Genomic DNA, 21815 nt, shown 5'->3' with positions numbered 1-21815 from the left:
CCCGCGGGTGTCTCCGGCCGAGTCTCACGGGGTGCCTGCAGGGGCTTTGCGGGCGAGCAGGTGAACCTCCTGGAACTGCCGCCGGTCGGTGGGCCGGGGCTCGCGAACCATCCGCGCCGCCTCGGCCAACCCGGCCGCGCCCAACAGCGAGGCGAGGTGATCAGGCGCCCACCGGTAGGCCGGGGCGACGGCGTGATCGAAGACCTGCGTCGGGTGGGACGGACCGTCGCTCGCCGAAAAGCCGATCAGAAGGTGGCCGCCGGGTGCCAGCACGCGGTGGAACTCGGCCAAGATGAGGGGGAGTTCTCGCGGGGGAGTGTGGATGACGGACCACCGCGCGAGTACGCCTCCCAGCGCTCCGTCGGCGATGTCCAACGCGGCCATCGAGCCCACGTCGAACCGCAGGCCCGGATAGGCCCGCCGAGCCAACTCGACCATCGCAGGGGAGGCGTCGACCCCGAACGCCGTCAGACCCAAGCGGTCCAGATGAGCGGTGACATGGCCGGGCCCACACCCCAGATCCGCGACCCGACCGTCCCCGCCCGCCCGTACGACCTCGGCGAAGGCGCTCAACATCGCACGGTCCAGAGGCCGTTCGCGCAGCTCGTCGCGGAACAGCTGCGCGTACAGGAGGGCGGCGCCGTCGTACGCCTCGCGGGTGGCACCGAGGGCATCGTGTTCGACCATGCTCGCGACAGTAGCGGCGCCGTGGACACGGATCGCGGTCGTGGCTGCTTCTCCTCGGAGGGACGTGGACCCGCTGGACGGGTGGTCCGGGGCGGCCTCGTAGGGTCGGGGCATGACGAACGAGTTCAGTGAACCCTTCCTCCTGGAGGCCGAACGGCACGCCGCCTGGGGCGCGGCGCAGCTCGAAGCCCTGACCGCTTTCCTGCCCGACGGACCGTGGACGGCCGACCTGCCGTCCTGCCTGTACCGGCAGGGCGGACTCGAGCTTCGGGTCGCCCTGCTCGGTACGTACGACATGGAAGAGCAGTCCTGGATGTGGGGCTGGGCCAACCCGGGCATGCGGGGAACCGAGGTGGTCGCCCTCACGGCGGCGATCGAGCGTTACGGTCGGGCGTGCGGCATCCCGGAACTGACGGCGGAGGTCGTCGACCTGTCCGGCTTCGAGGACCCCCGGCGTGCGGCCGAGATGCTCGCCTTCACCGGGATGGGGGTGGCCGAGGCGCCCGGCTACATGGGGCTTGAGGCGGGACCGGGTACCCAGGTCTACTTCCTGCCCGACGACCCGCAGGTCCCGCGGGCGGCCCTGCAGCCGGTCACCCTGCCGCGGACGCTGCTCACCGGCGCCGGCCTGATCGGCCGCTCGGCCCCGCACGTGGTCGGCGGTTACTTCGACCACCACGGCGTGCCCCACCGCACGGAGGGTGACCGGATAGTCGCCGACCTGCCGGCCGGCAACGCGGTCGAGGTCCGCTTCGACGCCCTCGGCCGGATCGCCGGCGTGGAGGTCAAGGTCCTCTCCTGATGGCCGTCTGGCGCACGCGCGGCGACATCGGGCACCATCGCTGTGCTCCACCTGCACAGCACGCACCGGCACCCCGGCCAGCGCTCATCGGCAGGAGGCACTTCCGTGAAGACCCGCTCCGTCCTCACCGCTCTCTTCCTCGTCCTCGGCGCGCTCTTCGCGCCCGGCTTCGGCGTCCTGGTCACCACGACCGAGGCCCACGCCGTCACCAAGATCAGCCACGCCACGGCGACCTCGATGTTCCGCCAGGTCGGCATCACCTGGTCGTCGTCGGGGAACTGCTCCGACCGGAACAACCCCACCTGTACGTCGTTCGAGCAGCTCAACCTCGCCACGGCCCAGGGCGCCCAGACGCTCAAGCGCGCCACCGGCTGCGCCCTGAACATCACCGGCGGCACCGAGACGGGCCACGCTTCCGGTACCTATTCGCACTGGAACGGCTACAAGCTCGACTACGCGAAGGGCACGTGCGTCACCAACTACATCAAGGGCACCTTCACCTACATCGGCCTGCGCGGCGATGGCGCGCCCCAGTGGAAGTCCGGCTCGGGGAACATTTACGCCGACGAGGGCAACCACTGGGACGTCCTCTACTACAACTGCGGCGGCTGCTGACCGATCCGACCGCCCGTCAGTCGACTTGCAGCTCGCCCATCCGGCTCCACCCCGTCGCGCCCTCGATGGTGGTGCTGACGATGTCGGGCGTACGGGCGACGAGGGGGCGCATGGTTTCCAGCGCGGTGCGGAAGTGGTCCGAGGTCACGTGCGCCTCCGCCGCACCGTCCTGGAACGCCTCGACCAGGACGTACGTGTCGGGCTCCTCCAGGCTGCGGGACCACTCGAACCACAGGTTGCCGGGCTCGGCGCGGGTGGCCCGGGTGAACTCCGCCACCTTCTCCGGCCACTGGTCGACGTACTCCGCCTTTACGGCGAATTTCACCACAATAAAGATCATTCGCGCATTCTAGGGGCACAGTGCCCGGGCCCGGAGCCCCCCGACCTGCGGGGCCGACGCGCTCACTCTCCGTCGTCAAGAGTGACCGCTGCCCCCGCATACGCGCCGACGGCCATGGGTACCCCCGTGGAGTGGGACGGGAACGGCTGAGCTTCGACGGCTGGATCGCGGCCGCCGGAACGGCGTCCGGCACGCGCGTGGTCGTCGGACACTGGCCCCGCTCGCCCTTCGGGCCGTTCAGTGACGTGATGCTGGAGCGCGCCGACGGTTGGCGGCTGCTGCTGGCACCCACCTCCCGGACCGCGGAGTACATCGCGGGCATCTACCACTTCGACGAGGTCCGCACCGGCCCGGTGAGCGTCCGCAGGCGCGATGCGGTCTGGGACGTCGCGGCTGGGCCCCTCGCCCTCTGCTTCACCGTCGGCCGCCGCGGAGCCCTCGGCCTCGCGCTGCGGACCGTCCCGCGGCAGCTCGCCCGAAGCCCTCTGTGGGCGGCCGTGGCCGATGCCCCAGCCCGCCTGATGGCCGGCGTACGGACCCGGGGGAGTTCGCGCCCCGGATGCCGCCAGTGGTACGCGGCCTGCGACCTGTGGCCGATCATCACCGCCGACGCGTCCTTCGACGGGCGTGACCTCGGCCCGCTGGCCCCCGTCGTCCCGCCCGTGCGCTTCGGCTTCGGATCGGCTCCCGCGACGCCGGCGCTGGTACGGGTCCTCTCCACCGTCGAACGCGCGGACCCGGGCGCGACGTGAGGTCATGGGCACCATGGGAGCGCATCCTGTCGCGGAAGGCCGCTTCCGCCACCGTGGAGCCGAGCTCGTGTACGACGACGCCGGCCAGGGACCGCTCGCCGTCTACGCCCACGGCGGATTCGGGAGCCAGGCCAACGAGGAACGGATGGGCCTCTTCGACTGGGCGCCCGTCCTGGACGCCGGTCGGCGCCTGGTCCGCTACGACGCCCGCGCCCACGGCCGTTCCACCGGCGAGCCCGTCGTCACCGACTACACCTACGCCTCTCTCGCCGAAGACCTGCTGGCCCTGCTCGGCCACCTGGGGGCCACGGAACCCGTCGACGGAATCGGAGCCTCCATGGGCTGTGGCACCGTCCTGCACGCCGCCGTCCGCGCACCCGAGCGGTTCTCCCGCCTGGTCCTGCTCATCCCGCCCACGGCGTGGGCGACCCGTACGGCCTACGCGCGCGCAAACCGGTCGGCCGCCGACACCGTCGAAAGGCAGGGGGTGGATGCCTGGTGGGCCGCCAAGCACAGCGGGCCCCGCCCCGCGGTCGTGGCGGACGTACCCGAACTCCCGCCGACGCCCGACGTGCGGGTCCTGCCCTCCGTACTGCGCGGCCTCGCGCTGGCCGATCTGCCCGCGCCGGCAGCGATCGCCGTGCTGCGCCAACCGGCGTTGATCCTGGCCTGGGCGGATGACCCGGGCCATCCGCTGGCGACGGCGGAAACGCTCGCCGACCGCCTGCCCGACGCGCGGCTGCACGTGGCGAGGACGCGCGCCGACGTCGGGACGTGGGGGGAGCGCATGGCGGAATTCCTGGCAGGAACCTGACGCGGCGGGCCGGCTCAGCGCAGTACGGGCCTGCCGGTGGTCAGGCGGGCGGCGTCGATCTCCGCCCAGACGACCTTGCCGTGCGCATGGGCCTCGGCTCCCCAGCGGTCGCACAGCCGCTCGATGATGTAGAGCCCGTGGCCGCCCGGGAGCCCGCGCCGGGGCGCGGCCGCGCGGCGGGGCAGGGTCGTGGACCCGTCGAACACCTCGATGCGCAGGACATCGCCCGCGCTCAGTACCAGCTGCAGGCAGCCGTCCGCGTGGACACCCGCGTTGGTCAGCAGCTCGGACACGACGAGCAGGGTGTCCTCGGCGGTCTCCGTGGCGTCCCAGCCCCAGTCCCGCAGCGCCTGCCGGGCGAAGTCGCGGCCCTTGGCCACTTGCCCGCGGGCACCTGCCAGCGCCAGGCGGCGGCGCTGCCCCGCAGCCGGAGGCCGCGGGCGGAGTGGATGCCCGGTCTGCGATCCGCTGGTCCTCACTGTGGTCTCACCCCCACCGTTGACACGGGTCTCTTCTCCTGGTGATCACTCGGGCCTCGGCCCGTTTCCGTCGGGTTCCAGACGGTACACATGCCCCGTCAGGGCCGTGCTACCCGCTTTCCCGGGACCCGTTCACCCGTCGAGTGCTGGGACAGTGTAGGGGGGATCCCGGGATCCCGCCCCTCAGACGGCTGTCACGTGGAGTCTCAGGGTGAGGCCCGACGGCGTGGCCCGGATCTCGACCAGGTCGCAGAGCTGATGGATCATCCACAGGCCCCGCCCGCCGTTGGCGGAGGCGAGGGCCGGGCGCCGGCGGCCTGCCAGGGGATCGGCCAGGTGCCCGCTGTCGCGCACCTCGGCGACCGCGCTGCCCTCGGCGGTGCTCCACAGCCGGAGCATGCCGGATCCGCCGCCGTGGGCGAGGGAGTTGGCCGCGGCCTCGCTGATGGCGAGGATGAGATCGCCCCGCCGCGCCTGATCCAGGGACGTCCCGCGCGTCCAGGCCTCGGCGAACTCGCGTACCCGGGCCAGATCGCCGCCCTCGTACGCGAGGCCGACCGCCTCCGGGCCGGGCTCCGGCAGCGGGAGGTCGCAGTCGGTGCAGACCGCCGGGGCGTCGGTGTAGGCCGGGCTCGTCAGCTCCCGGCCCTGCTCGATGACCGTGGGATGGGTGCGCCGGGCGTCGGCCACGACGCGCGGGGACAGGCCCTGTACGTCGTACGGGCACAGGATGGTGGCCGGCCGGCCGGCGAAGGCGGTGTTGATGAGCGCCTCGTGGCGCGTGGCCTCCAGGACCTCGGCCGTCGTCCGGCCGGGCCAGATCGGCTCGCCGACGATGCGCGCCGCACGTCCCTCGTGGCGGTCGGCGAAGCCCTGCAGCGCGGCGAGGATACGGCCGGGGTTGCGGCCGAGTCCCGTCATGTCCACGTACTCGATCTCCGCCGGTTCCGGGCCGAGGCTCTCACGCAGGGCGTCCAGCTGCCGTCCGGGTACGGCGACGAGGACGGGCTCCTCGGCGGCGAGCGCGCCGCGCACGAACCCGCGCACCCCGGCCAGGTACTCGTCGCGTCCCTGATAGAAGAGCGCGGGATGGACGAAGGCTCCGGGGCCGGTGGGCGCAGGAACAGTGATCATGCTGCGACCTCCAGCGCGGCACATTCGTCCGGGAACAACTCCACTACCTTTCGGAGCGAGTATGGCGGGTCGTGGAGCATCAGGCGCCTGCCCTGCCCGCGGAAGGTGGCCGACAGCCGCACCAGCGCGGCGACGGCGGCGGTGTCGAGAAAGGTCACCGCCCCGAGATCGACGTGGACGACCGGACCCGGGATCCGGATCAGGTCGGCCAGCGCCGCATCGAGCGCCTGCCGGGTGTCGCCGTCGCCGCAGCCGCAGAGGCGTGCGCCGGCGCGGTCCCCCAGCGGTGCGACTGTCAGTTCCACCGTGACTCCTAGGGGGTGAGCATTCCGGCGCGCAGACGTTTCAGGGTCCGGGACAAGAGGCGGGAGACCTGCATCTGGGAAATACCCAGTTCGGCGCCGATTTCGGCCTGGGTCTTCTCCTGGCCGAACCGCATGCTCAGGATGAGCCGGTCGCGGGGCTCCAGTTCGCGCAGGAGCGGCGCGAGGGTGTGGAAGTCCTCGAAGAGTTCCATCGCCGGATCCTCCTCGCCGAGTCTTTCGGCCAGGGGGAGCGCGGGCCGGTCGGTACCGGAGGATTCGTCGGCACCGGTGGCGCCGCCGAGGGAACCGCTGGTGTATCCGTTCGCGGCGACCAGCCCGTCGATGACCTCTTCCTCGGAGAGTTCGAGGTGCTGGGCGACCTCCTTGACCGTCGGGGCCCGGCCCAGCGTGTCCGTCAGGGTCTCCTGGGCCCTGGCGAGCTGGGAGCGCAGTTCCTGCAGGCGGCGCGGGACGTGGACGGCCCAGGTGGTGTCGCGGAAGTACCGCTTGATCTCCCCGGTGATGTACGGGAGCGCGAGCGTGGAGAACTCCACCTCGCGGTCGGGGTCGTAGCGGTCGATGGCCTTGATCAGGCCGATGGTGCCGACCTGGATGATGTCGTCCATGTCGAGCCCGCCGCCGGTGGCGGCCCGGGCCCTGAACCGGCGCGCGGCGAACTGCACGAGCGAGAGGTTCATCTCGATCAGGGTGTTGCGGGCGTACTGGTACTCCCGCGTCCCCTCCTCCAGGGTGCGCAGCCGGTCGAAGAACAGCCTCGACAGCTCCCTGGCGTCGGCGGGCGCCATTTCCCGGGCCTGCTCCACATGGGGCAGGCCGGTGTCCGCCGCGGGCTCCCGGCCCGCGGGCACAGCACGGGCCGGAGCCCGGACATCGGTCGTTCGATCGGGGCTTCCGACTGCGGCCGAATGAGGCATGGTGGCCGTTCCCTCCCTTTGTCCGATGGCTACCGGTTGCGCTTCTGCCCTGGTCTTCGCGTCTTACACCCCCCACCGTGTGAGCCATGTCACCCGGGAGGTGCGCGGCGGGGCAGGGCGTCGTCGTCGGGTGATCGACCGTGCATACTCCATTCCGGAAACCGTAGAGGCGAGATCCGGGGAGGCGGACATGACCGGAACGGACGGCGCGCCCGGCGACGGCGTGGTCAAGGACAGCTACCTGGCCGGGCCGGGCCGGGTGGTGGTGGCGCGCGGAGAGCTCGACCAGGACACCTTGGTGTCCCTCGAGGAGGCCCTGACCGCCGCGGCGGACCGGCACGAGCTGGTGGTGCTCGACGCGACATCCATCACATTCGGCGACTCCTCCTTCCTCAACCTGCTGCTGCGGCTGCACCGCCACACCACGCTGCGCATCGCGGCCCCCGGTGAGCAGTTGCGCCGCCTGTTCGCGTTGACCGGGGCCGACACGGTCCTCTCGCTGCACGCGAGCGTGCAGGACGCCCTCGGGGCGTGACCCCCCTTGTCGTCCTTCCGGCGGGGGTGGCTTCATCCGCCGGTACACCGAGAGTGAGGCTGACGAATGACTGAGCGGACCGGCGTGGTGCCACAGAGTGGGGCACCAGTACTGCCGGGCGAGGGCGTGATCACCGAGTCGGAGCTGCGCCAGCTGCTGGCGGGGCTGACGGCCGTACGGGACGGTGACTTCCGCACCCGCTTGCCCGACGCGGCGGAGGGGCTGCTCGGGGAGATCGCGACGGTCTTCAACGGGATGGTCAACCAACTGTCGCTGTTCACCTCCGAGGTGACGCGGGTGGCGCGCGAGGTCGGCACCGAGGGAACCCTCGGCGGCCAGGCGGACGTCCCGGGGGTGGGCGGCGCGTGGCGGGACCTCACGGATTCGGTCAATTTCATGGCCGGAAACCTCACCGACCAGGTCCGCAACATCGCCCAGGTGGCCACGGCCGTGGCCAAGGGCGACCTCTCCCAGAAGATCACCGTCACCGCGCGCGGTGAGATCCTGGAGCTGAAGACGACCATCAACACGATGGTCGATCAGCTGTCCGCGTTCGCCGACGAGGTCACCCGTGTCGCCCGAGAGGTGGGCACCGAGGGCAACTTGGGCGGACAGGCCACGGTCCGGGGGGTCTCCGGCACGTGGAAGGACCTCACCGACAACGTCAACGTCATGGCCTCCAACCTCACCGGCCAGGTGCGGTCCATCGCCCAGGTGGCCACCGCCGTGGCCCGCGGCGACCTCTCGCAGAAGATCACGGTGGAGGCGAAGGGCGAAGTCGCCGCCCTGGCCGAGGTCATCAACACCATGGTCGACACGCTGTCCGCGTTCGCCGACGAGGTCACGCGCGTCGCCCGCGAGGTGGGCACCGAGGGCCGCCTCGGCGGTCAGGCCCGCGTGCCCAACGTGGCGGGCACCTGGAAGGACTTGACCGACAACGTCAACTCCATGGCGAACAACCTCACCGGTCAGGTCCGCAACATCGCCCTCGTCACGACGGCCGTGGCCAACGGCGACCTGTCGAAGAAGATCGACGTCGACGCGCGCGGCGAGATCCTGGAACTCAAGACCACGATCAACACGATGGTCGACCAGCTGTCCTCGTTCGCCGCCGAGGTCACGCGCGTGGCCCGCGAGGTCGGCAGCGAGGGCCGGCTCGGCGGCCAGGCCGAGGTCGAGGGCGTCTCCGGCACGTGGAAGCGGCTGACCGAGAACGTCAACGAGCTCGCCGGCAACCTCACCCGCCAGGTGCGGGCCATCGCGGAGGTCGCGAGCGCGGTCGCCGAGGGGGACCTGACCCGTTCGATCACCGTTGACGCCTCCGGCGAGGTGGCCGAACTCAAGGACAACATCAACTCCATGGTGGGCTCCCTGCGGGAGACCACCCGCGCCAACCAGGAGCAGGACTGGCTCAAGTCCAACCTGGCGCGGATCTCCGGCCTCATGCAGGGCCACCGCGACCTCTCGGTCGTCGCCGAACTCGTCATGGACGAACTGACCCCCCTGGTCGCCGCCCAGTACGGCGCCTTCTACCTCGCCGAGGAGACCCCGCGCGGCACCGTGCTCAGTCTCGTCGGCTCCTACGGCCGCCCCGCCGACGCCGGGGTGGCCACCCGCTTCGCCCTCGGCGAATCCCTCGTCGGACAGGCGGCCCGCAGCCGCAGGGTCATCACCACCGACCAGGTGCCGGGGACGTACGTCATCTCCTCCGGACTGGGCCACACCACACCGGGCAGTCTGATGATCCTGCCGATCGTCGTGGACGACCAGGTGCTCGGCGTGATCGAGCTGGCCTCCTTCTCCGCCTTCACCCCCGTCCACCGCGACTTCCTCGGCCAGCTGATGGAGACCATCGGGGTCAACGTCAACACCATCGTCGCCAACGCCCGCACCGACGAGCTCCTCGGTGAATCCCAGCGACTGACCGCCGAACTCCAGGCCCGTTCCGCCGAACTGCAGGTGCAGCAGGAGGAGTTGCAGCGCTCGAACGCCGAACTGGAGGAGAAGGCGGCCCTGCTGGCCAGCCAGAACCGCGACATCGAGGCCAAGAACCTCCAGATCGAACAGGCGCGCCAGGAACTGGAGGAGCGTGCCCGGCAGTTGTCTCTGGCCTCGAAGTACAAGTCGGAATTCCTGGCGAACATGAGCCACGAGCTGCGCACCCCGCTCAACAGCCTGCTCATCCTCGCGCAGCTCCTGGCCCAGAACCCGACCCGCAACCTCACCCCGAAGCAGGTCGAGTACGCGGGCATCATCCACTCGGCCGGCTCGGACCTCCTCCAGCTGATCAACGACATCCTCGACCTGTCCAAGGTCGAGGCCGGCAAGATGGACATCAACCCCGAGCGGGTGCAACTGCCGCAGCTGCTGGACTACGTCGAAGCCACCTTCCGGCCGATGACCACGCAGAAGAGCCTCGACTTCACCGTCACCACCGCCCCCGACACCCCCGGCGACCTGCTCACCGACGACTCCCGGCTGCGCCAGATCCTGCGCAACCTGCTGTCCAACGCGGTCAAGTTCACCGAGCGCGGCGGGGTCGAGCTGCGCATCGAGCGGGCGGCGGAATCGGAGATCCCGGCCGGACTGACCCGGCTGAGGCCCGTGATCGCCTTCCGGGTACGGGACACGGGCATCGGCATCCCCGAACAGCAGCTGGAATCGGTGTTCGCCGCCTTCCAGCAGGCCGACGGCACCACGAGCCGCAAGTACGGAGGTACCGGCCTCGGACTCTCCATCAGCCGCGAGATCGCCCAGCTCCTGGGCGGCGCCGTGACCGCCGAGAGCACGCCGGGCCAGGGCAGCACCTTCACCCTGTACCTGCCGGCCGACCGCCCCGAACCGGCCAAGGAGCCCGCCCTCGGCACGGTCACCCCCGAATCCCTCACCGCCGCGCCCGCCCGGGGCACCTCGTACGAGCTCCCCGCACCCCGCCGCGCCGTGAGCGGGGCGGCGGCGACGCCGCAGCAGCGGCAGCCCCGCCGTCTCCTCGTCATCGAGGAACGCCCGAACGGTCTGCTCTCCCTGGTCGCGGAGAGCGCCGACCGCGAGCTCGTGCCCCGCCACGAGGGCGGCGGGGACCAGCCGGCCATCCAGGTGGTCGGCACCACGAGTTCGCGCGAGGCGGCCGCCGTGCTGGCCTCCGAGCCGTTCCACTGCGTCGTCCTCGAACTCGACATGCCGGACGGCGAAGCCCACCGCTTCCTCGACGCGGTCGACGGGGACCCGGCACTGTCCGCCCTGCCGGTACTGGCCCACAACAACCCCCGCCTGAACACCAGCCAGGAACAGGCGCTGCGCGAGCGGGCCGCGTCCCGGCCGCTGGAGCTGCTGAGCAGTCTCGACGAGCTCCGGGAGCGCATCGTCTTCCACCTGTCCGCCGATCAGCCGTCGGCGGCGGCGCTGTCCTCCGTATCCGCGGACCCGGCGCCGGAACCGCCGCACCTGCCCGACGGCGACCTCGCCGGACGGACCGTCCTCGTCGTCGACGACGACGCGCGCAACCTCTTCGCCCTCAGCGGCATCCTCGAACTGCACGGCATGCACGTGCTCCACGCCGAGGACGGCCGCAAGGGCATCGACACGCTGGCCAAGCACCCCGCGGTCGACCTCATCCTCATGGACGTGATGATGCCGGAACTGGACGGCTACGCCGCGACGGCGGAGATCCGCCGCATGCCCGCCTACGCCGACCTGCCCATCATCGCGGTCACGGCCAAGGCCATGCCCGGCGACCGGGAGAAGAGCCTCTCCGCAGGCGCCAGCGACTACGTCACCAAGCCGGTGGACGCCGACGACCTCATCGGCCGCGTCCGGCACTGGCTGACGGTCTGCGACCGTCCCGACAAGGAATCCACCGCACCGTGACCGCCCCCGACACATCGCGGCGCCCCGAGCGGCCGGCCGGCGGGGCGCCGACCGGGCAGCAGCCCGCGCTCCCGCAGCAGGCGCCGACCCCGCTGGGACGCCTCGCAGCCACCGTCGAACGCCTGCGCAGGGAGGTACGGGAGGCACACGCCGCCGCCGACGGCCGAGCCCTGGTCGAGCTCGCGAAGGGCATCCTGATCGGCCGGCTGAACTGCACCCCGGCCGCGGCGGCCCACCAGCTCGACGAGCTCTGCCGCGACGCGGGGATGTCGCCCCTCGAGCTCGCCGCCGACATCGTGAACCAGGCGGCCCGCGACCATGTCAGCGAGGTCGCGGCCGAGTTCGTGGAACGGGCCGCTCAACAGCCTTCCCGGGCGCCCTCCGACGTGGCCGTACGCCTGCGGACCGCCGAGAGCGGGGTGTTGGCCGCCGCCGCCGACACCCAGGCGGTGGCGGAGTCGCTGCTGGCCAACGCCCTCGCCCCGCTCGGTGCCGTCGCCGTCGCCGTGTGGGCCGCGGTGCCCGACGGCTCCCTCGCCCTCGCGGGCCACGCGGGTTTCCCGGCCGAGGAGGCCTCGAGGTGGCGCCACGTACCTCCGGGCGTCTCGACCGTCCCGCGGCTGGCCCTCGGCGAACGCGGGCCGGTGACGTTCGCCGACCTCCGGCGCGAGGGCATTCCCTCGATCGGCCACCTCCACTGGCCCGACGGTGGCCGGATGGCCGTGCCGACCGGGACGGGCGGACGCATCCACGGCGTTCTGGAGGTCTGCTGGCCGCAGCCGCTGCCGCCGCAGCCACCGCAGATCCAGCGCCAGGTCGAGGCCTTGGCCGAGCTGTGCGCCCGCACCATGGACATGGCGCCCCCGTACGACGCCACGGCGCCGGAGGCGCTGCTTCCCGACGTGGCGGAACTGATCGACCTCGCCGAGGGACTGCACGACCCCACGATGGTCCTCGTCCCCGTACTCGATCCGGACGGCAGGCTGACCGACTTCCGCATCCGCCACGCGAACAGCCGCTTCGTCGACCCCCTGGGCCGGCCGCGCGCCGACGTCGACGGAGCACTGCTCCTGGAGGCCTACCCGATGGCCGCGGGCGAGAGCGGCCTCTTCGACACGGTCGAGCGGGTGCACGCGACGGGGGAGGCCTTCCGGGCCGAGCGCGTCAGCCTGACCGCGCTGGTCGACCAGATCCCGCTCACCTCGGTCGCCGACATCAGCGTCAGCCGGCACGGCGCGGCCGTCCTGCTGATCTGGCGGATCGAGGACGAGACGGCCCGCCTGGCCAACCTCCTCCAGCACGCGCAGCGCCTGGGCAGGATCGGCGGCTTCGAAGAGAACCTCGCCAACGGCGAGATCACGTGGAACACCCAGCTCTACGCCCTCCACGGGCTGCCGGCCGGTGCGTCCCCCGTACCGCTGCGCGCACTGCCCGACTACGCCCATCCGGACGACTCCGCCGCGCTGGGCCGCTTTCTGCGAGCGGTCCTGCGCTACCGGCGTTCCGCCTCCGTCGACTTCCGGCTCCAGCGCGCCGACGGCATCACCCGCCACATCAGGGTGGTGGCCGAGCCCGTCCTCGACGCGGCCCAGCGGCTGCACGCCGTACGGGGCGCCTACCAGGACATCTCCGCCCAGCACTGGACCGAAGTGGCCCTGGCCGCCACCCAGGACCAACTCGCCCTCACCGCGGCCGAATCCGCCGAACGCAACCGGCTCGCGCTACAGCTCCAGCACGCCATCATGCCCCCGCACCACCACATCGAGGCGCCGGGGCTGCGCGTCGCCGTCCGCTACCGGCCGGCGGAGACGGAGTCGCTGGTCGGCGGCGACTGGTACGACACCCTGGTCCTGCCGTCGGGACTGATCATGCTGTCCGTGGGTGACGTGGCGGGCCACGGCATCGAGGCGGCCACCGGCATGGTGGTGCTGCGCAACGCACTGCGCGGCCTCGCCGTCACGGGCGCCGGACCGGCCCAGCTGCTGTCCTGGCTCAACACGGTCACCCACCACCTCACCCAGCAGGTGACCGCGACCGCCGTGTGCGGGCTCTACGACCCGCGGACGCGGGTGATGCGCTGGGCGCGCGCCGGACACCTGCCGCCCGTACTCGTGCGCCGGGGGAGGGCCGAGGCCCTCCCGCCCATCGACGGCCTGCTCCTCGGCGCGCTGCCCGACGTCACGTACGCCGAGCAGGAAGTGCGGCTCGAGTCGAAGGACACGCTGCTGATGTTCACCGACGGCCTGGTGGAGCGCCGCGACGCCTCGTGGCAGGACTCGCTGGTCCATCTGCTCGACACGGCGGCAGCGGACGCCGGGGACCTGGACGGTCGACTCGACGGACTGCTCACCGAGAGCTGGTCCGACACGGACGACGACACCTGCGTCATCGGTGTGCAGGTCGACTGAGGCACGGGCTTCGAAAACACCCCGAGCGCCGGGTCGCCACGGGGTGATCCACGCGTGCCACGAGTGAGAGCCGTGTACGCGGGAAGACGGATCACCTGGCTACGGGGTGCGCCGCGGGATGCATACGACGGGGGAGCGGCGCGTTCTCGAGCCACTGACTGCCCCATATGTCTACCTTTAGGGGCTTTTCTTCGGGTCACCCTGACACGCGACGCACGAGGAGCAACAGGTGAACGAGCAGAACCCCGGCAGGGCCGCAACCCAGCAGACCGCAGACACCCCGCAGGGTCACGAAGGCCCGCAGGACGGAGTCCCGGGCAAGCCGGCCCCCATCTCCCCGCAGGTGGCGGAACCGGTCACCCCTACGGAACCGCTGCCGCCCAAGAACGACCAGCACGGACCGGAAACCGTCAGCCCCACCGGCCAGCCCACGGGCGCGGAGCAGGCCAGGACGGCACAGAGCGGTGCCCATCTCACCACCGCCCAGGGCGTCCGGCTGTACGACACCGACCACTCGCTCAAGGCGGGCCCGCGCGGCCCGGTGCTGCTGCAGGACCACCATCTGCGCGAGAAGATCATGCACTTCGACCACGAGCGGATCCCGGAGCGCGTGGTCCACGCCCGAGGAGCGGCCGCCCACGGCGTGTTCCAGGCGTACGGCACCGCCGCCGGCGTCACCAAGGCCGCTTTCCTGGCCGAGGAAGCCGAGACGCCGGTCTTTGTGCGCTTCTCCACGGTCCTCGGCTCCCGCGGGTCCGGCGACACCGTGCGCGACACCCGTGGTTTCGCGACGAAGTTCTACACCGAAGAGGGCGTCTTCGACCTGGTGGGCAACAACATCCCGGTCTTCTTCATCCAGGACGCCATCAAGTTCCCCGACATCATCCACGCCGGCAAGCCGCACCCGGACCGTGAGATCCCGCAGGCCCAGAGCGCCCACGACACCTTCTGGGACTTCGTCACCCTCCACACCGAGGCCACCCACCACACCCTGTGGAACATGTCCGACCGCGGCATCCCCCGCTCCTACCGGACGATGGAAGGCTTCGGCGTCCACACCTTCCGCCTCGTCAACGCCGAGGGCGTCACCACGCTGGTGAAGTTCCACTGGAAGCCCAAGCTCGGAGTGCACTCCCTGGTCTGGGAAGAGGCGCAGATCGCCGCGGGCGTCGACCCCGACTTCCACCGCCGCGACCTGGCCGACGCCATTGAGGCCGGCGCCTTCCCCCAGTGGGAACTGGGCATCCAGACCTTCCCCGACACCCCCGAGCAGACCTTCGAGGGCATCGACCTCCTCGACCCGACGAAGATCGTTCCCGAGGAGCTGGCACCCGTCCAGCCGATCGGCCTGATGACCCTGAACGCCAACCCCTCGAACTACTTCGCCGAGACCGAGCAGGTCGCCTTCCACGTCGGCCATCTCGTCCCCGGCATCGACGTCACCGACGACCCGCTGCTCCAGGGCCGCCTGTTCTCGTACCTCGACACCCAGCTCACCCGCCTGGGCGGACCCAACTTCGGGCAGCTTCCGATCAACCGGACCCACGCCCCGGTCAACGACATGCTGCGCGACGGCATGCACCAGACCGCCGTGCACCGCGGCGTGGCGCCGTACCGGCCCAACAGCCTCGACGCGGGATGCCCGTTCCTCGCCGGCGCCGACACCGGAGCCTTCATCGACGTACCCGCCGAGGTGGCGCAGAGCAGGAAGGCCCGCGAAGCACCGGCCTCCTTCGACGACCACTTCAGCCAGCCGCGCCTGTTCTGGCTCAGCATGAGCCCGCCCGAGCAGGAGCACATCATCGCCGCGTACACCTTCGAACTGGGGAAGTGCTACGAGCAGGCGATCAGGGAACGCGCGCTCCAGGTGCTCGCCCAGATCGACCCGCAGCTCTGCGAAGGGGTCGCCGCCGGGCTCGGACTGCCCGCACCCGCCGCCGGCCGGCTCGCCGATCCCGAGCCCAGCCCGGCCCTCTCCCAACTCGGACGGACCTGGCCGCTGGACGGCCGGGTCGTCGGCATCGTGGCCGACGCGGCCGCGGACCTCGACGGCGTCAGGTCCGTGCGGCAGGCGGTCCTGGACGCGGGCATGGTCCCCCTCGTGATCTCCTCTGCCGGCGGCAGGATCGAGGCCGACGGCGACCCGATCACCATCCAGCGGACCTTCGCCACCGCCCGTTCCATCGAATTCGACGCGATCCTCCTGGCGGGCGTACCCGCCGCAGGGGCGGACGCCTACGGCGCACGGGACGCGAAAGCCACGGACGCGGCCGCCTCCGCCACGGACCCCAGGCTGCTGCTGCTCCTGAACGAGGCCTTCCGCCACGGAAAGGCCATCGGTGCCTGGGCCGGCGCGGACGCCGTCCTGCCCGCGGCCGGCATCTCCTCCGAGGCGCCGGGCGTGGTCCGGGGGGAGGCGGGCAGCGCCGTTCTCGAACAGGTCGTCCGGCTGATGGGCTCCCACCGCGTCTGGGAACGGTTCCCCACCGGGGTCTGACCCCCGGACGGCTCGCCGAGCGCGGCCCGCAGGCGCCGAGGGGGAGGGAATGCCCCTGCGGGCCGACCGGCGGCCGGGCCGCTCAGCAGGCCGCCTCCCCTCCACCGTACGACCAAGGGCAGGCCGTCGCCGGTGGACGGGCGAGCGGAATCCGAGTCGGCGGGCGCCGAGGCCACGAAGGGCTTACAACGGAGGGGCCCCGGTCCGGGGCCGGGCGGCCGCCGCAGGCCGCATCCGTCGGGCGACCAGCAGCGAGAGGTGTGCGCGTGTCCGTCAGCGTGGTGATCGCCGATGACCAGGAACTGGTGCGCACGGGATTCAAGATGATCCTCGAGAACACGCCCGGGATCGAGGTCCTGGCCGATGTCGGTGACGGCGACGCGGCCCTGGAGGCCGTGCGGCGGCTTCACCCCGATGTGCTGCTGGCCGACATCCGGATGCCGGGGCTGGACGGCCTCGAGCTCACCCGGCTCCTGCGCGACGCGGACGAAGGGAGCCGGGAAGGGGGCTGGCAGGACGGCGGGCGCCCGCAGGTCGTGATCATCACCACCTTCGACGACGACGACTACGTGCGGACCGCCCTGCGCAACGGGGCGAGCGGCTTCCTGCTCAAGGACGCCAGCCCCGCGCTCCTGGTCGAGGCGGTCCGCGCGGCCGCCGCCGGGGACTCGCTCATCTCGCCCGCCGTCACCGTACGGCTGCTGACGGACATGACCGAGGGCAAGAACCTCACCCGAGGCGCACGACCGCCCCGGGAGCCGCTCACGGATCGGGAGAAGGAGGTCGTCGCGCTCACGGCCCGGGGCCGCACCAACGCGGAGATCGCGGAGGACCTCCACCTCTCGGTGTCCTCCATCAAGGCGCATCTGGCCCGCGTGCAGACCAAGCTGGATGCCCGCAACCGCGTCGAAGTGGCGCTGTGGGCCTGGGAGAACGGGCTGACCTGAGCAGGGGGTGCCCTACGGATCAGGCCGCGAGACCGGTCTGTCTCCGTAAGACCCCCCTAGGAGGTCCTGGCGGCCCCGACGTCGTCGGTGAGCGGCAGGTGAGCCCGGACCTGCCAGCCGCCGGAGGGCAGCGGGCCCGCCTCCAGCCGGCCCCCCATGGCGGCGGCGCGTTCCTTCATCCCCTCGATGCCGAAGCCGCCGCCACGGGCACGTTCGGGAAGCGCCGCGCCGTTGCGCCCGTTGTCGGTCACGCTGAGCTCCAGGGCGCCCGGGGCCGAGGAGAGCGCGATGCACACCCGGGTGGCGTCGGCGGCGTGCTTGCGGATGTTCGTCAGGGCCTCTCGGGTCAGGCGGTGGATGCCCGCTGCCACATCGGCCGGGAGCCGGGCCTCCAGGCCCGGCTCGATGGCCACCTCGACGGCCCGGTCGTCGCTCGCGAACGCGGCGGCCATCTCCCGCACCTCCCGGATCCCGGATGCCGGCGCGCGGGAGGCCCCGCTGGCGGGCTCGGCGCGGCGCATCACCGTCACCAGCCGGCGCATGGCGCTGAGGGCCTCCTCCGCCTCCCGCCCGATGCTCTCCAGCACCGCGTCCGCGGCCCGGGCGTCCAGGCGGGCGAACCGGGCACCCTTCGTCTGCACCACGATGCCCGTGACGTGATGGGCGACCACGTCGTGCAGCTCCCGGGCCAGGGCCCGCCGCTCGGCCGAGCGCAGCGCGTCGAGATCGCGGACCCGCTGCTCGGACTGCGCGCGCAAGAGGAGCGAGAAGGCCGCGACCACCCCCGTGACGAGGCTGAACGCAAGCGTCCACTCGTGCGGGTCCGCATCCCGCGCGGGGACCGCCACACACGCCACGGCGAGCGCCGGTCCCAGAACGAGAGCCGCTCTGGTCGACCCCCGCCACAGGACGCTCGCCAGCAGGAGGAGCAGTCCGGCGATCTCGCCGACCCCCACGACAGGGACGGGGTCGTCATCGGTGATCAGAATCAGCGTGACCGTCCAGGAGACGGCGGCCGCCACCGTGGCGCGCACCGTCAGGGACACGCGCTCCACCGGCACGGCGCACACGCAGACGATCACCGCGCAACCGACCACGAGCCCGGCCCGCGCCGACGGAAGGTGCTCCAGCAGGACCGCGTCCAGGGCGGTCAGCCCCAACAGCACCGCCGCCACCGTGACCTTCGCCGTGGTGGACCAGGGCCGGTGCCCCTGCACCCAGCCCGTCAGCACCTTCACCGCTCCCTCCACCCCCGCCGATTCCTCGCCCAAGCGTTCACGACGCAATATCGCAGCCGGACCTTTCCGCCAGGCCGAGGGGCGCGGTGAAGGAGCTTGCGCCGACCCGAATGGGCGAGCAGTCGAAGCGGGGGCATGTGGACTTTCGGCTACATGCCTTTCCGACCCTTAGGCCGATACGGGCCATGCCTTCGAATCCGTAGCGTTGGGGGTGTTGAAGGGAAGAAAACAAGCTCTTTCCCCGGGATGATGGGAATAGAAATGCGCACTGCAGCCATCCGTCGTTCGCTTCGCACCGCCGTCGTAGCCCTCGGGGCGCTGGTCGCCCTTGGAGGCGCCGGCGCGGCCGCGTCCGCCCATTCCCCCGCTCCAGAGAATGCCGTGACGGCCTCGGTCGCCGCCGTCCCGCCGCAGCGCAAGCTCGTCGGCATCCAGCGCCTGTCGGACGGGTCGGTCGCCAAGATCTACAAGGTCGGGGACCGCTACGAGGCCGCCATCTTCTTCCGCGGCAAGAAGATCGCCACCCTGAGCTCGAAGAAGACCGTGTTCCGGCACCACGGTGTCAATTACAGCTTCCACCCTTACAAGGGCAGCATATGGGCAGAAAAGAACCGGAACGGTAAGTACCCCCGCCCGGTCCCCGGCCCGGTGAAGCCGGTTCCGAACCCCACGCCGGACGACGACGTGGTGACGCCGGTCCCGAACCCGACACCGGACGACGACGTGGTGACGCCGGTCCCCAACCCCACGCCGGACGACGACGTGGTGACGCCGGTCCCGAACCCCGCGCCGGACGAAGCAGACGCTCAGCCGGCCACGGACACGGCCACGGACACCGCCGCCCCGCAGGCCGCGGACAGCTGACCGGTCCTCGCACGCCAGGAGATCCCACGACCGAGGAGACCCCATGGGATTCATCAAAAGATCCGCTGTTGCCATAGTGGGCGGCGCCGCACTGGCTGCCCTCACCGCCACCGGTGCGACCGCCCACGCGGCGGCCCCCTCAGGGCACGACCACGGATCCGCGGCCGGCCCGACGGTGTACTGCGGTGCGGGGTGGGGGACCGGCCTGGCCGTCATGGCCAAGGAGGCGTCCGAATGCTCCACCGCGCTGAAGGTGGAAAAGGCGTACGCCGAGGCGACGCGGGCGAATCCCGAGGGTGGGAAACCGGTCACCGTGCGGGTCGACGGGGTCCCCTGGAAATGCGAGACCCGTGAGGGCGATCCCAACCCGTACATCGCCTGCGTCAACCAGAACAACCGGAGCGAAGAAGTACAGCTGACGTCCTGATCAGCGGAATACCGCACCCCTCGTGGGCCGGCGTGACGACATGCGCACACGCCTCTCCTCGCGCCGGCCCGCGCGTCCGGCGTCCCTCACCTGAAGGAGAACCCCGACATGCGTACGACGTCCCGGCGCCTCGCGGCCGCCACCCTGCTCGCCACCGTCCTGGCCGCCTCCTCCGCCGTCTCCGCGACCGCGGCCCCCTCGCCGGATCCGGGCCACCGGTACGAGGTGGGAACCGCGCTGGCGGTGAACATCGACGGAATGCCGGTCTGCTCGCTCGGATACGGCTTCGTGCTCCTCGACCACGATCAGGCCGTCCTCGTCGAGGGCAGCGGGAACTTCATCAACGAGGTCCTGCACCGGGGACAGTCCGTCGACGACGGGATGGGCGGCACGCTCACCTTCAACCGGGACGGCAAGAGCGTCACCTACAACGATTACGACCAGCACGGCGGGAAGCGCGTCAGCGAGGTCTGTAAGCCGCACAAGTAGGCGCGGAGTCGAGGGGAATGCCCAGCCGGCCGGCGATGGAGGTGAGGGCAGCGCCCAGGGGGAGCGCGACCCGGGTGACGGCGTGCTGGTCGCCCCGGGTCGCGTCCCGGTTGACGATCAGCACCGGTTTCCCCGACTCGGCCGCCTGACGGACGAACCGCAGCCCGGACATCACGGTCAGTGACGATCCCAGGACCAGCAGCGAAGCCGCCCCGTCGACCAGCGCGCGGCAGTGTTGGACCCGCCCCGGTGGAACGGCCTCGCCGAAGAACACCACGTCCGGTTTGAGGATGCCGCCGCACCCCGCGCAGGGCACCACGCGGAAGCCCCGGACCTGGTCGTCGGTGAGGTCGGCGTCGCCGTCCGGGTTGATGGCGGCCGCCACCGGTTCGAAGCCCGGATTGGCCTCCTCCAGCCGCCTGGCGAGTTCGCGGCGGGGGCTGAACGCTCCGCACGAGAGGCACACGACCCGGTCCAGACTTCCGTGGAGTTCCACGACGTCCTGGCTGCCGGCCCCCTGGTGCAGCCCGTCGACGTTCTGGGTGATCACACCCGCGAGCAGCCCGCGCCGCCCGAACGCCGCCACCGCCCGGTGTCCGGCATTCGGCCGGGCGCGGCCGAAGGTGCGCCAGCCGAGGTGGCTGCGCGCCCAGTACCTGCGCCGGGCCTGGGCGCCGCCGATGAAGTCCTGGTAGGTCATGGGGGTGTGCCGGCTCAGGCTCCCTCCCTCGCCCCGGTAATCGGGGATGCCCGACTCGGTGGACAGGCCGGCCCCGCTCACCACCAGCACACCGCCGGCGCGCAGCGCGTCGGCGACCGGCCCCACGTCGGTGGTGCCCGGAGGCAGGTCCTCGGCGGGGGTCCAGCTGAGAGTGGGACGCATGCGCATGACGCCAGGGTACGGAAACACCGTGCCGGGCGGGGGCCGCTGCGCCGGCCGGCTGCGGGGCTAGCGGGCTGGTCCGCTGCTGTTGCCGGTCTTGCCGGCGCCTGCTGTGACGTGGGCCTTGACCGCCTCGTAGACCGCGGCGTCGAGCGGGAAGGCGGTGTGCTGGAGGCAGGCGGTCTCGGCGTTCTCGGCGCCGGTGAGGGTCACGGTGCTGTCGGGGTTGATGATGCTGTCGCAGGGCGAGCGCCAGGTGGCGTAGCGGGGAGAACCGGGTGTCTCGTCGCCGGTGTTGAGTGCCTTGAGGAAGGCGGAGCCCGGCCGCATTTCAGCGCACCCTTCCCCTCCGCACCAGTACGCGGTGTCCGTGCCGTGGTTGGGGCCCGCCAGGGACACCCAGGCGTCGACCTTCGTGTCGCCGCCGAGGTTCTTGAGGTAGTAGCGGGAGGAGAGGCTGCCCATGGAGTGGGTGACGAGGTCCACCTTGGCGGCGCCGGTGGCGGCCAGCACCCGGTCGACTTCGGCCGCGAGTTGCGACGCGGTCGTGGCGTTGGACTGGGTGGTGGGATAGGTCCACTGGTGGAGGTGGTCGGTCGGCCAGCCGTCGGAGCGGAAGCGGTCGGCCATGGTGTTCCAGGTCGATCCGTCGGTGTTCCAGCCGTGGACGAAGACGACCGGGTCCTGCTGTGGTCTCGCGTCGGCGGACGCCGTCGGCGCAGTCGTGGCCTGGGGCAGGAGGGCGAGGAGTACGACGGCGAGCGCGGGCACGGCACGCGGCAGGATCGGTTTCACGG

21 protein-coding genes are annotated in these 21815 nt (G+C 71.7%); 12 read left to right on the top strand and 9 right to left on the bottom strand.

The features are described 5' to 3' along the window. Positions 1–24: 24 nt before the first annotated feature. Positions 25–687 carry a class I SAM-dependent methyltransferase gene (locus ACIP5M_RS10125; RefSeq protein WP_401194402.1) on the bottom strand — a complete coding sequence of 221 codons (663 nt, stop codon included), beginning with the start codon at positions 685–687 and terminating at the stop codon, positions 25–27. 112 nt (positions 688–799) lie between these two features. Here ACIP5M_RS10125 and ACIP5M_RS10120 point away from each other — a divergent pair, with 112 nt between their 5' ends. Both ACIP5M_RS10120 and ACIP5M_RS10115 read left to right on the top strand, forming a co-directional pair. Further along, positions 800–1489: a DUF6882 domain-containing protein gene (locus tag ACIP5M_RS10120; protein ID WP_401194399.1), complete on the top strand. Its 690-nt coding sequence runs from the start codon at positions 800–802 to the stop codon at positions 1487–1489. A gap of 105 nt (positions 1490–1594) precedes the next feature. Beyond that, entirely contained in the window at positions 1595–2104 is a 510-nt protein-coding gene (locus ACIP5M_RS10115; protein ID WP_401194396.1) for a hypothetical protein, read from the top strand. Positions 2105–2120: 16 nt separating this feature from the next. Here ACIP5M_RS10115 and ACIP5M_RS10110 read toward each other — a convergent pair whose 3' ends face one another. Further along, positions 2121–2444 (bottom strand): putative quinol monooxygenase, encoded by a 324-nt coding sequence (locus ACIP5M_RS10110; protein ID WP_401194394.1) that lies wholly within the window; start codon positions 2442–2444, stop codon positions 2121–2123. A 131-nt stretch (positions 2445–2575) separates the two neighbouring features. Here ACIP5M_RS10110 and ACIP5M_RS10105 point away from each other — a divergent pair, with 131 nt between their 5' ends. Then, positions 2576–3196 (top strand): hypothetical protein, encoded by a 621-nt coding sequence (locus ACIP5M_RS10105; RefSeq protein ID WP_401194391.1) that lies wholly within the window; start codon positions 2576–2578, stop codon positions 3194–3196. A gap of 13 nt (positions 3197–3209) precedes the next feature. After that, positions 3210–4010, top strand: a complete 801-nt coding sequence (locus ACIP5M_RS10100) for an alpha/beta fold hydrolase (RefSeq protein WP_401194388.1) — start codon at positions 3210–3212, stop codon at positions 4008–4010. A 14-nt stretch (positions 4011–4024) separates the two neighbouring features. Here ACIP5M_RS10100 and ACIP5M_RS10095 read toward each other — a convergent pair whose 3' ends face one another. The 4 genes from ACIP5M_RS10095 to ACIP5M_RS10080 form a co-directional block, all read right to left on the bottom strand. Further along, the gene (locus tag ACIP5M_RS10095; protein ID WP_401194385.1) at positions 4025–4390 is read right to left on the bottom strand and encodes an ATP-binding protein; all 366 of its coding nucleotides are present in this window, start codon (positions 4388–4390) and stop codon (positions 4025–4027) included. Positions 4391–4672: 282 nt separating this feature from the next. Beyond that, positions 4673–5623, bottom strand: a complete 951-nt coding sequence (locus ACIP5M_RS10090) for an anti-sigma factor RsbA family regulatory protein (RefSeq protein ID WP_401194383.1) — start codon at positions 5621–5623, stop codon at positions 4673–4675. Next, positions 5620–5928 carry an STAS domain-containing protein gene (locus tag ACIP5M_RS10085; protein WP_401194380.1) on the bottom strand — a complete coding sequence of 103 codons (309 nt, stop codon included), beginning with the start codon at positions 5926–5928 and terminating at the stop codon, positions 5620–5622. Before ACIP5M_RS10085 ends, ACIP5M_RS10090 begins: the two co-directional genes overlap by 4 nt. A gap of 8 nt (positions 5929–5936) precedes the next feature. Beyond that, positions 5937–6863, bottom strand: coding sequence for a SigB/SigF/SigG family RNA polymerase sigma factor (locus tag ACIP5M_RS10080; RefSeq protein WP_401194378.1), 927 nt, complete (start codon positions 6861–6863; stop codon positions 5937–5939). Between the two features lie 190 nt (positions 6864–7053). On the opposite strand from ACIP5M_RS10080, the gene ACIP5M_RS10075 reads away from it, so the two are divergent. The 5 genes from ACIP5M_RS10075 to ACIP5M_RS10055 all read left to right on the top strand — a co-directional run bounded on the left by ACIP5M_RS10075 (position 7054) and on the right by ACIP5M_RS10055 (position 17117). Further along, positions 7054–7398, top strand: coding sequence for an STAS domain-containing protein (locus ACIP5M_RS10075; RefSeq protein ID WP_401194375.1), 345 nt, complete (start codon positions 7054–7056; stop codon positions 7396–7398). Between the two features lie 66 nt (positions 7399–7464). After that, positions 7465–11265: a HAMP domain-containing protein gene (locus ACIP5M_RS10070; protein ID WP_401194372.1), complete on the top strand. Its 3801-nt coding sequence runs from the start codon at positions 7465–7467 to the stop codon at positions 11263–11265. Further along, positions 11262–13673, top strand: a complete 2412-nt coding sequence (locus ACIP5M_RS10065) for a SpoIIE family protein phosphatase (RefSeq protein ID WP_401194369.1) — start codon at positions 11262–11264, stop codon at positions 13671–13673. The genes ACIP5M_RS10070 and ACIP5M_RS10065 overlap by 4 nt, the downstream gene beginning before the upstream one ends. Before the next feature lie 229 nt (positions 13674–13902). Then, positions 13903–16170 (top strand): catalase, encoded by a 2268-nt coding sequence (locus ACIP5M_RS10060; protein ID WP_401194367.1) that lies wholly within the window; start codon positions 13903–13905, stop codon positions 16168–16170. A gap of 266 nt (positions 16171–16436) precedes the next feature. Further along, positions 16437–17117 carry a response regulator gene (locus tag ACIP5M_RS10055; protein ID WP_401194364.1) on the top strand — a complete coding sequence of 227 codons (681 nt, stop codon included), beginning with the start codon at positions 16437–16439 and terminating at the stop codon, positions 17115–17117. Positions 17118–17173: 56 nt separating this feature from the next. On the opposite strand, the gene ACIP5M_RS10050 is transcribed toward ACIP5M_RS10055, so the two are convergent. After that, positions 17174–18355 carry a sensor histidine kinase gene (locus ACIP5M_RS10050; protein WP_401194361.1) on the bottom strand — a complete coding sequence of 394 codons (1182 nt, stop codon included), beginning with the start codon at positions 18353–18355 and terminating at the stop codon, positions 17174–17176. A 261-nt stretch (positions 18356–18616) separates the two neighbouring features. Between ACIP5M_RS10050 and ACIP5M_RS10045 the strand changes: the two genes are divergently transcribed. The 3 genes from ACIP5M_RS10045 (at position 18617) to ACIP5M_RS10035 (ending at position 20135) form a co-directional block, all read left to right on the top strand. Then, positions 18617–19219 carry a hypothetical protein gene (locus ACIP5M_RS10045; protein ID WP_401194358.1) on the top strand — a complete coding sequence of 201 codons (603 nt, stop codon included), beginning with the start codon at positions 18617–18619 and terminating at the stop codon, positions 19217–19219. 43 nt (positions 19220–19262) lie between these two features. Beyond that, positions 19263–19646, top strand: coding sequence for a hypothetical protein (locus tag ACIP5M_RS10040; protein ID WP_401194355.1), 384 nt, complete (start codon positions 19263–19265; stop codon positions 19644–19646). 108 nt (positions 19647–19754) lie between these two features. Beyond that, positions 19755–20135, top strand: coding sequence for a hypothetical protein (locus ACIP5M_RS10035; protein WP_401194352.1), 381 nt, complete (start codon positions 19755–19757; stop codon positions 20133–20135). On the opposite strand, the gene ACIP5M_RS10030 is transcribed toward ACIP5M_RS10035, so the two are convergent. Together ACIP5M_RS10030 and ACIP5M_RS10025 are read right to left on the bottom strand one after the other, a co-directional pair. After that, positions 20107–21024, bottom strand: coding sequence for an NAD-dependent protein deacetylase (locus ACIP5M_RS10030; protein ID WP_401194349.1), 918 nt, complete (start codon positions 21022–21024; stop codon positions 20107–20109). The two genes, ACIP5M_RS10035 and ACIP5M_RS10030, sit on opposite strands and share 29 nt — an antisense overlap. A 60-nt stretch (positions 21025–21084) precedes the next feature. Continuing rightward, positions 21085–21813 carry an esterase/lipase family protein gene (locus ACIP5M_RS10025; protein ID WP_401194346.1) on the bottom strand — a complete coding sequence of 243 codons (729 nt, stop codon included), beginning with the start codon at positions 21811–21813 and terminating at the stop codon, positions 21085–21087. Between the last annotated feature and the right edge of the window lie 2 nt (positions 21814–21815).

The sequence above is a fragment of the Streptomyces sp. NPDC088762 genome (assembly GCF_044750905.1).
Classification (GTDB): Bacteria; Actinomycetota; Actinomycetes; order Streptomycetales; family Streptomycetaceae; genus Streptomyces.
Note: the sequence above shows the minus strand (reverse complement) of the source record. Positions and strands in the feature narration are given on the sequence as shown.

Excerpts from the sequence above, each read along its gene's own strand:
- ACIP5M_RS10125 (WP_401194402.1), bottom strand. The coding sequence starts at position 687 with ATGGTCGAACACGATGCCCTCGGTGCCACCCGCGAGGCGTACGACGGC.
- ACIP5M_RS10120 (WP_401194399.1), top strand. The coding sequence starts at position 800 with ATGACGAACGAGTTCAGTGAACCCTTCCTCCTGGAGGCCGAACGGCAC.
- ACIP5M_RS10110 (WP_401194394.1), bottom strand. The coding sequence starts at position 2,444 with ATGATCTTTATTGTGGTGAAATTCGCCGTAAAGGCGGAGTACGTCGAC.
- ACIP5M_RS10100 (WP_401194388.1), top strand. The coding sequence starts at position 3,210 with ATGGGAGCGCATCCTGTCGCGGAAGGCCGCTTCCGCCACCGTGGAGCC.
- ACIP5M_RS10090 (WP_401194383.1), bottom strand. The coding sequence starts at position 5,623 with ATGATCACTGTTCCTGCGCCCACCGGCCCCGGAGCCTTCGTCCATCCC.
- ACIP5M_RS10080 (WP_401194378.1), bottom strand. The coding sequence starts at position 6,863 with ATGCCTCATTCGGCCGCAGTCGGAAGCCCCGATCGAACGACCGATGTC.
- ACIP5M_RS10075 (WP_401194375.1), top strand. The coding sequence starts at position 7,054 with ATGACCGGAACGGACGGCGCGCCCGGCGACGGCGTGGTCAAGGACAGC.
- ACIP5M_RS10070 (WP_401194372.1), top strand. The coding sequence starts at position 7,465 with ATGACTGAGCGGACCGGCGTGGTGCCACAGAGTGGGGCACCAGTACTG.
- ACIP5M_RS10045 (WP_401194358.1), top strand. The coding sequence starts at position 18,617 with ATGCGCACTGCAGCCATCCGTCGTTCGCTTCGCACCGCCGTCGTAGCC.
- ACIP5M_RS10040 (WP_401194355.1), top strand. The coding sequence starts at position 19,263 with ATGGGATTCATCAAAAGATCCGCTGTTGCCATAGTGGGCGGCGCCGCA.
- ACIP5M_RS10035 (WP_401194352.1), top strand. The coding sequence starts at position 19,755 with ATGCGTACGACGTCCCGGCGCCTCGCGGCCGCCACCCTGCTCGCCACC.
- ACIP5M_RS10030 (WP_401194349.1), bottom strand. The coding sequence starts at position 21,024 with ATGCGCATGCGTCCCACTCTCAGCTGGACCCCCGCCGAGGACCTGCCT.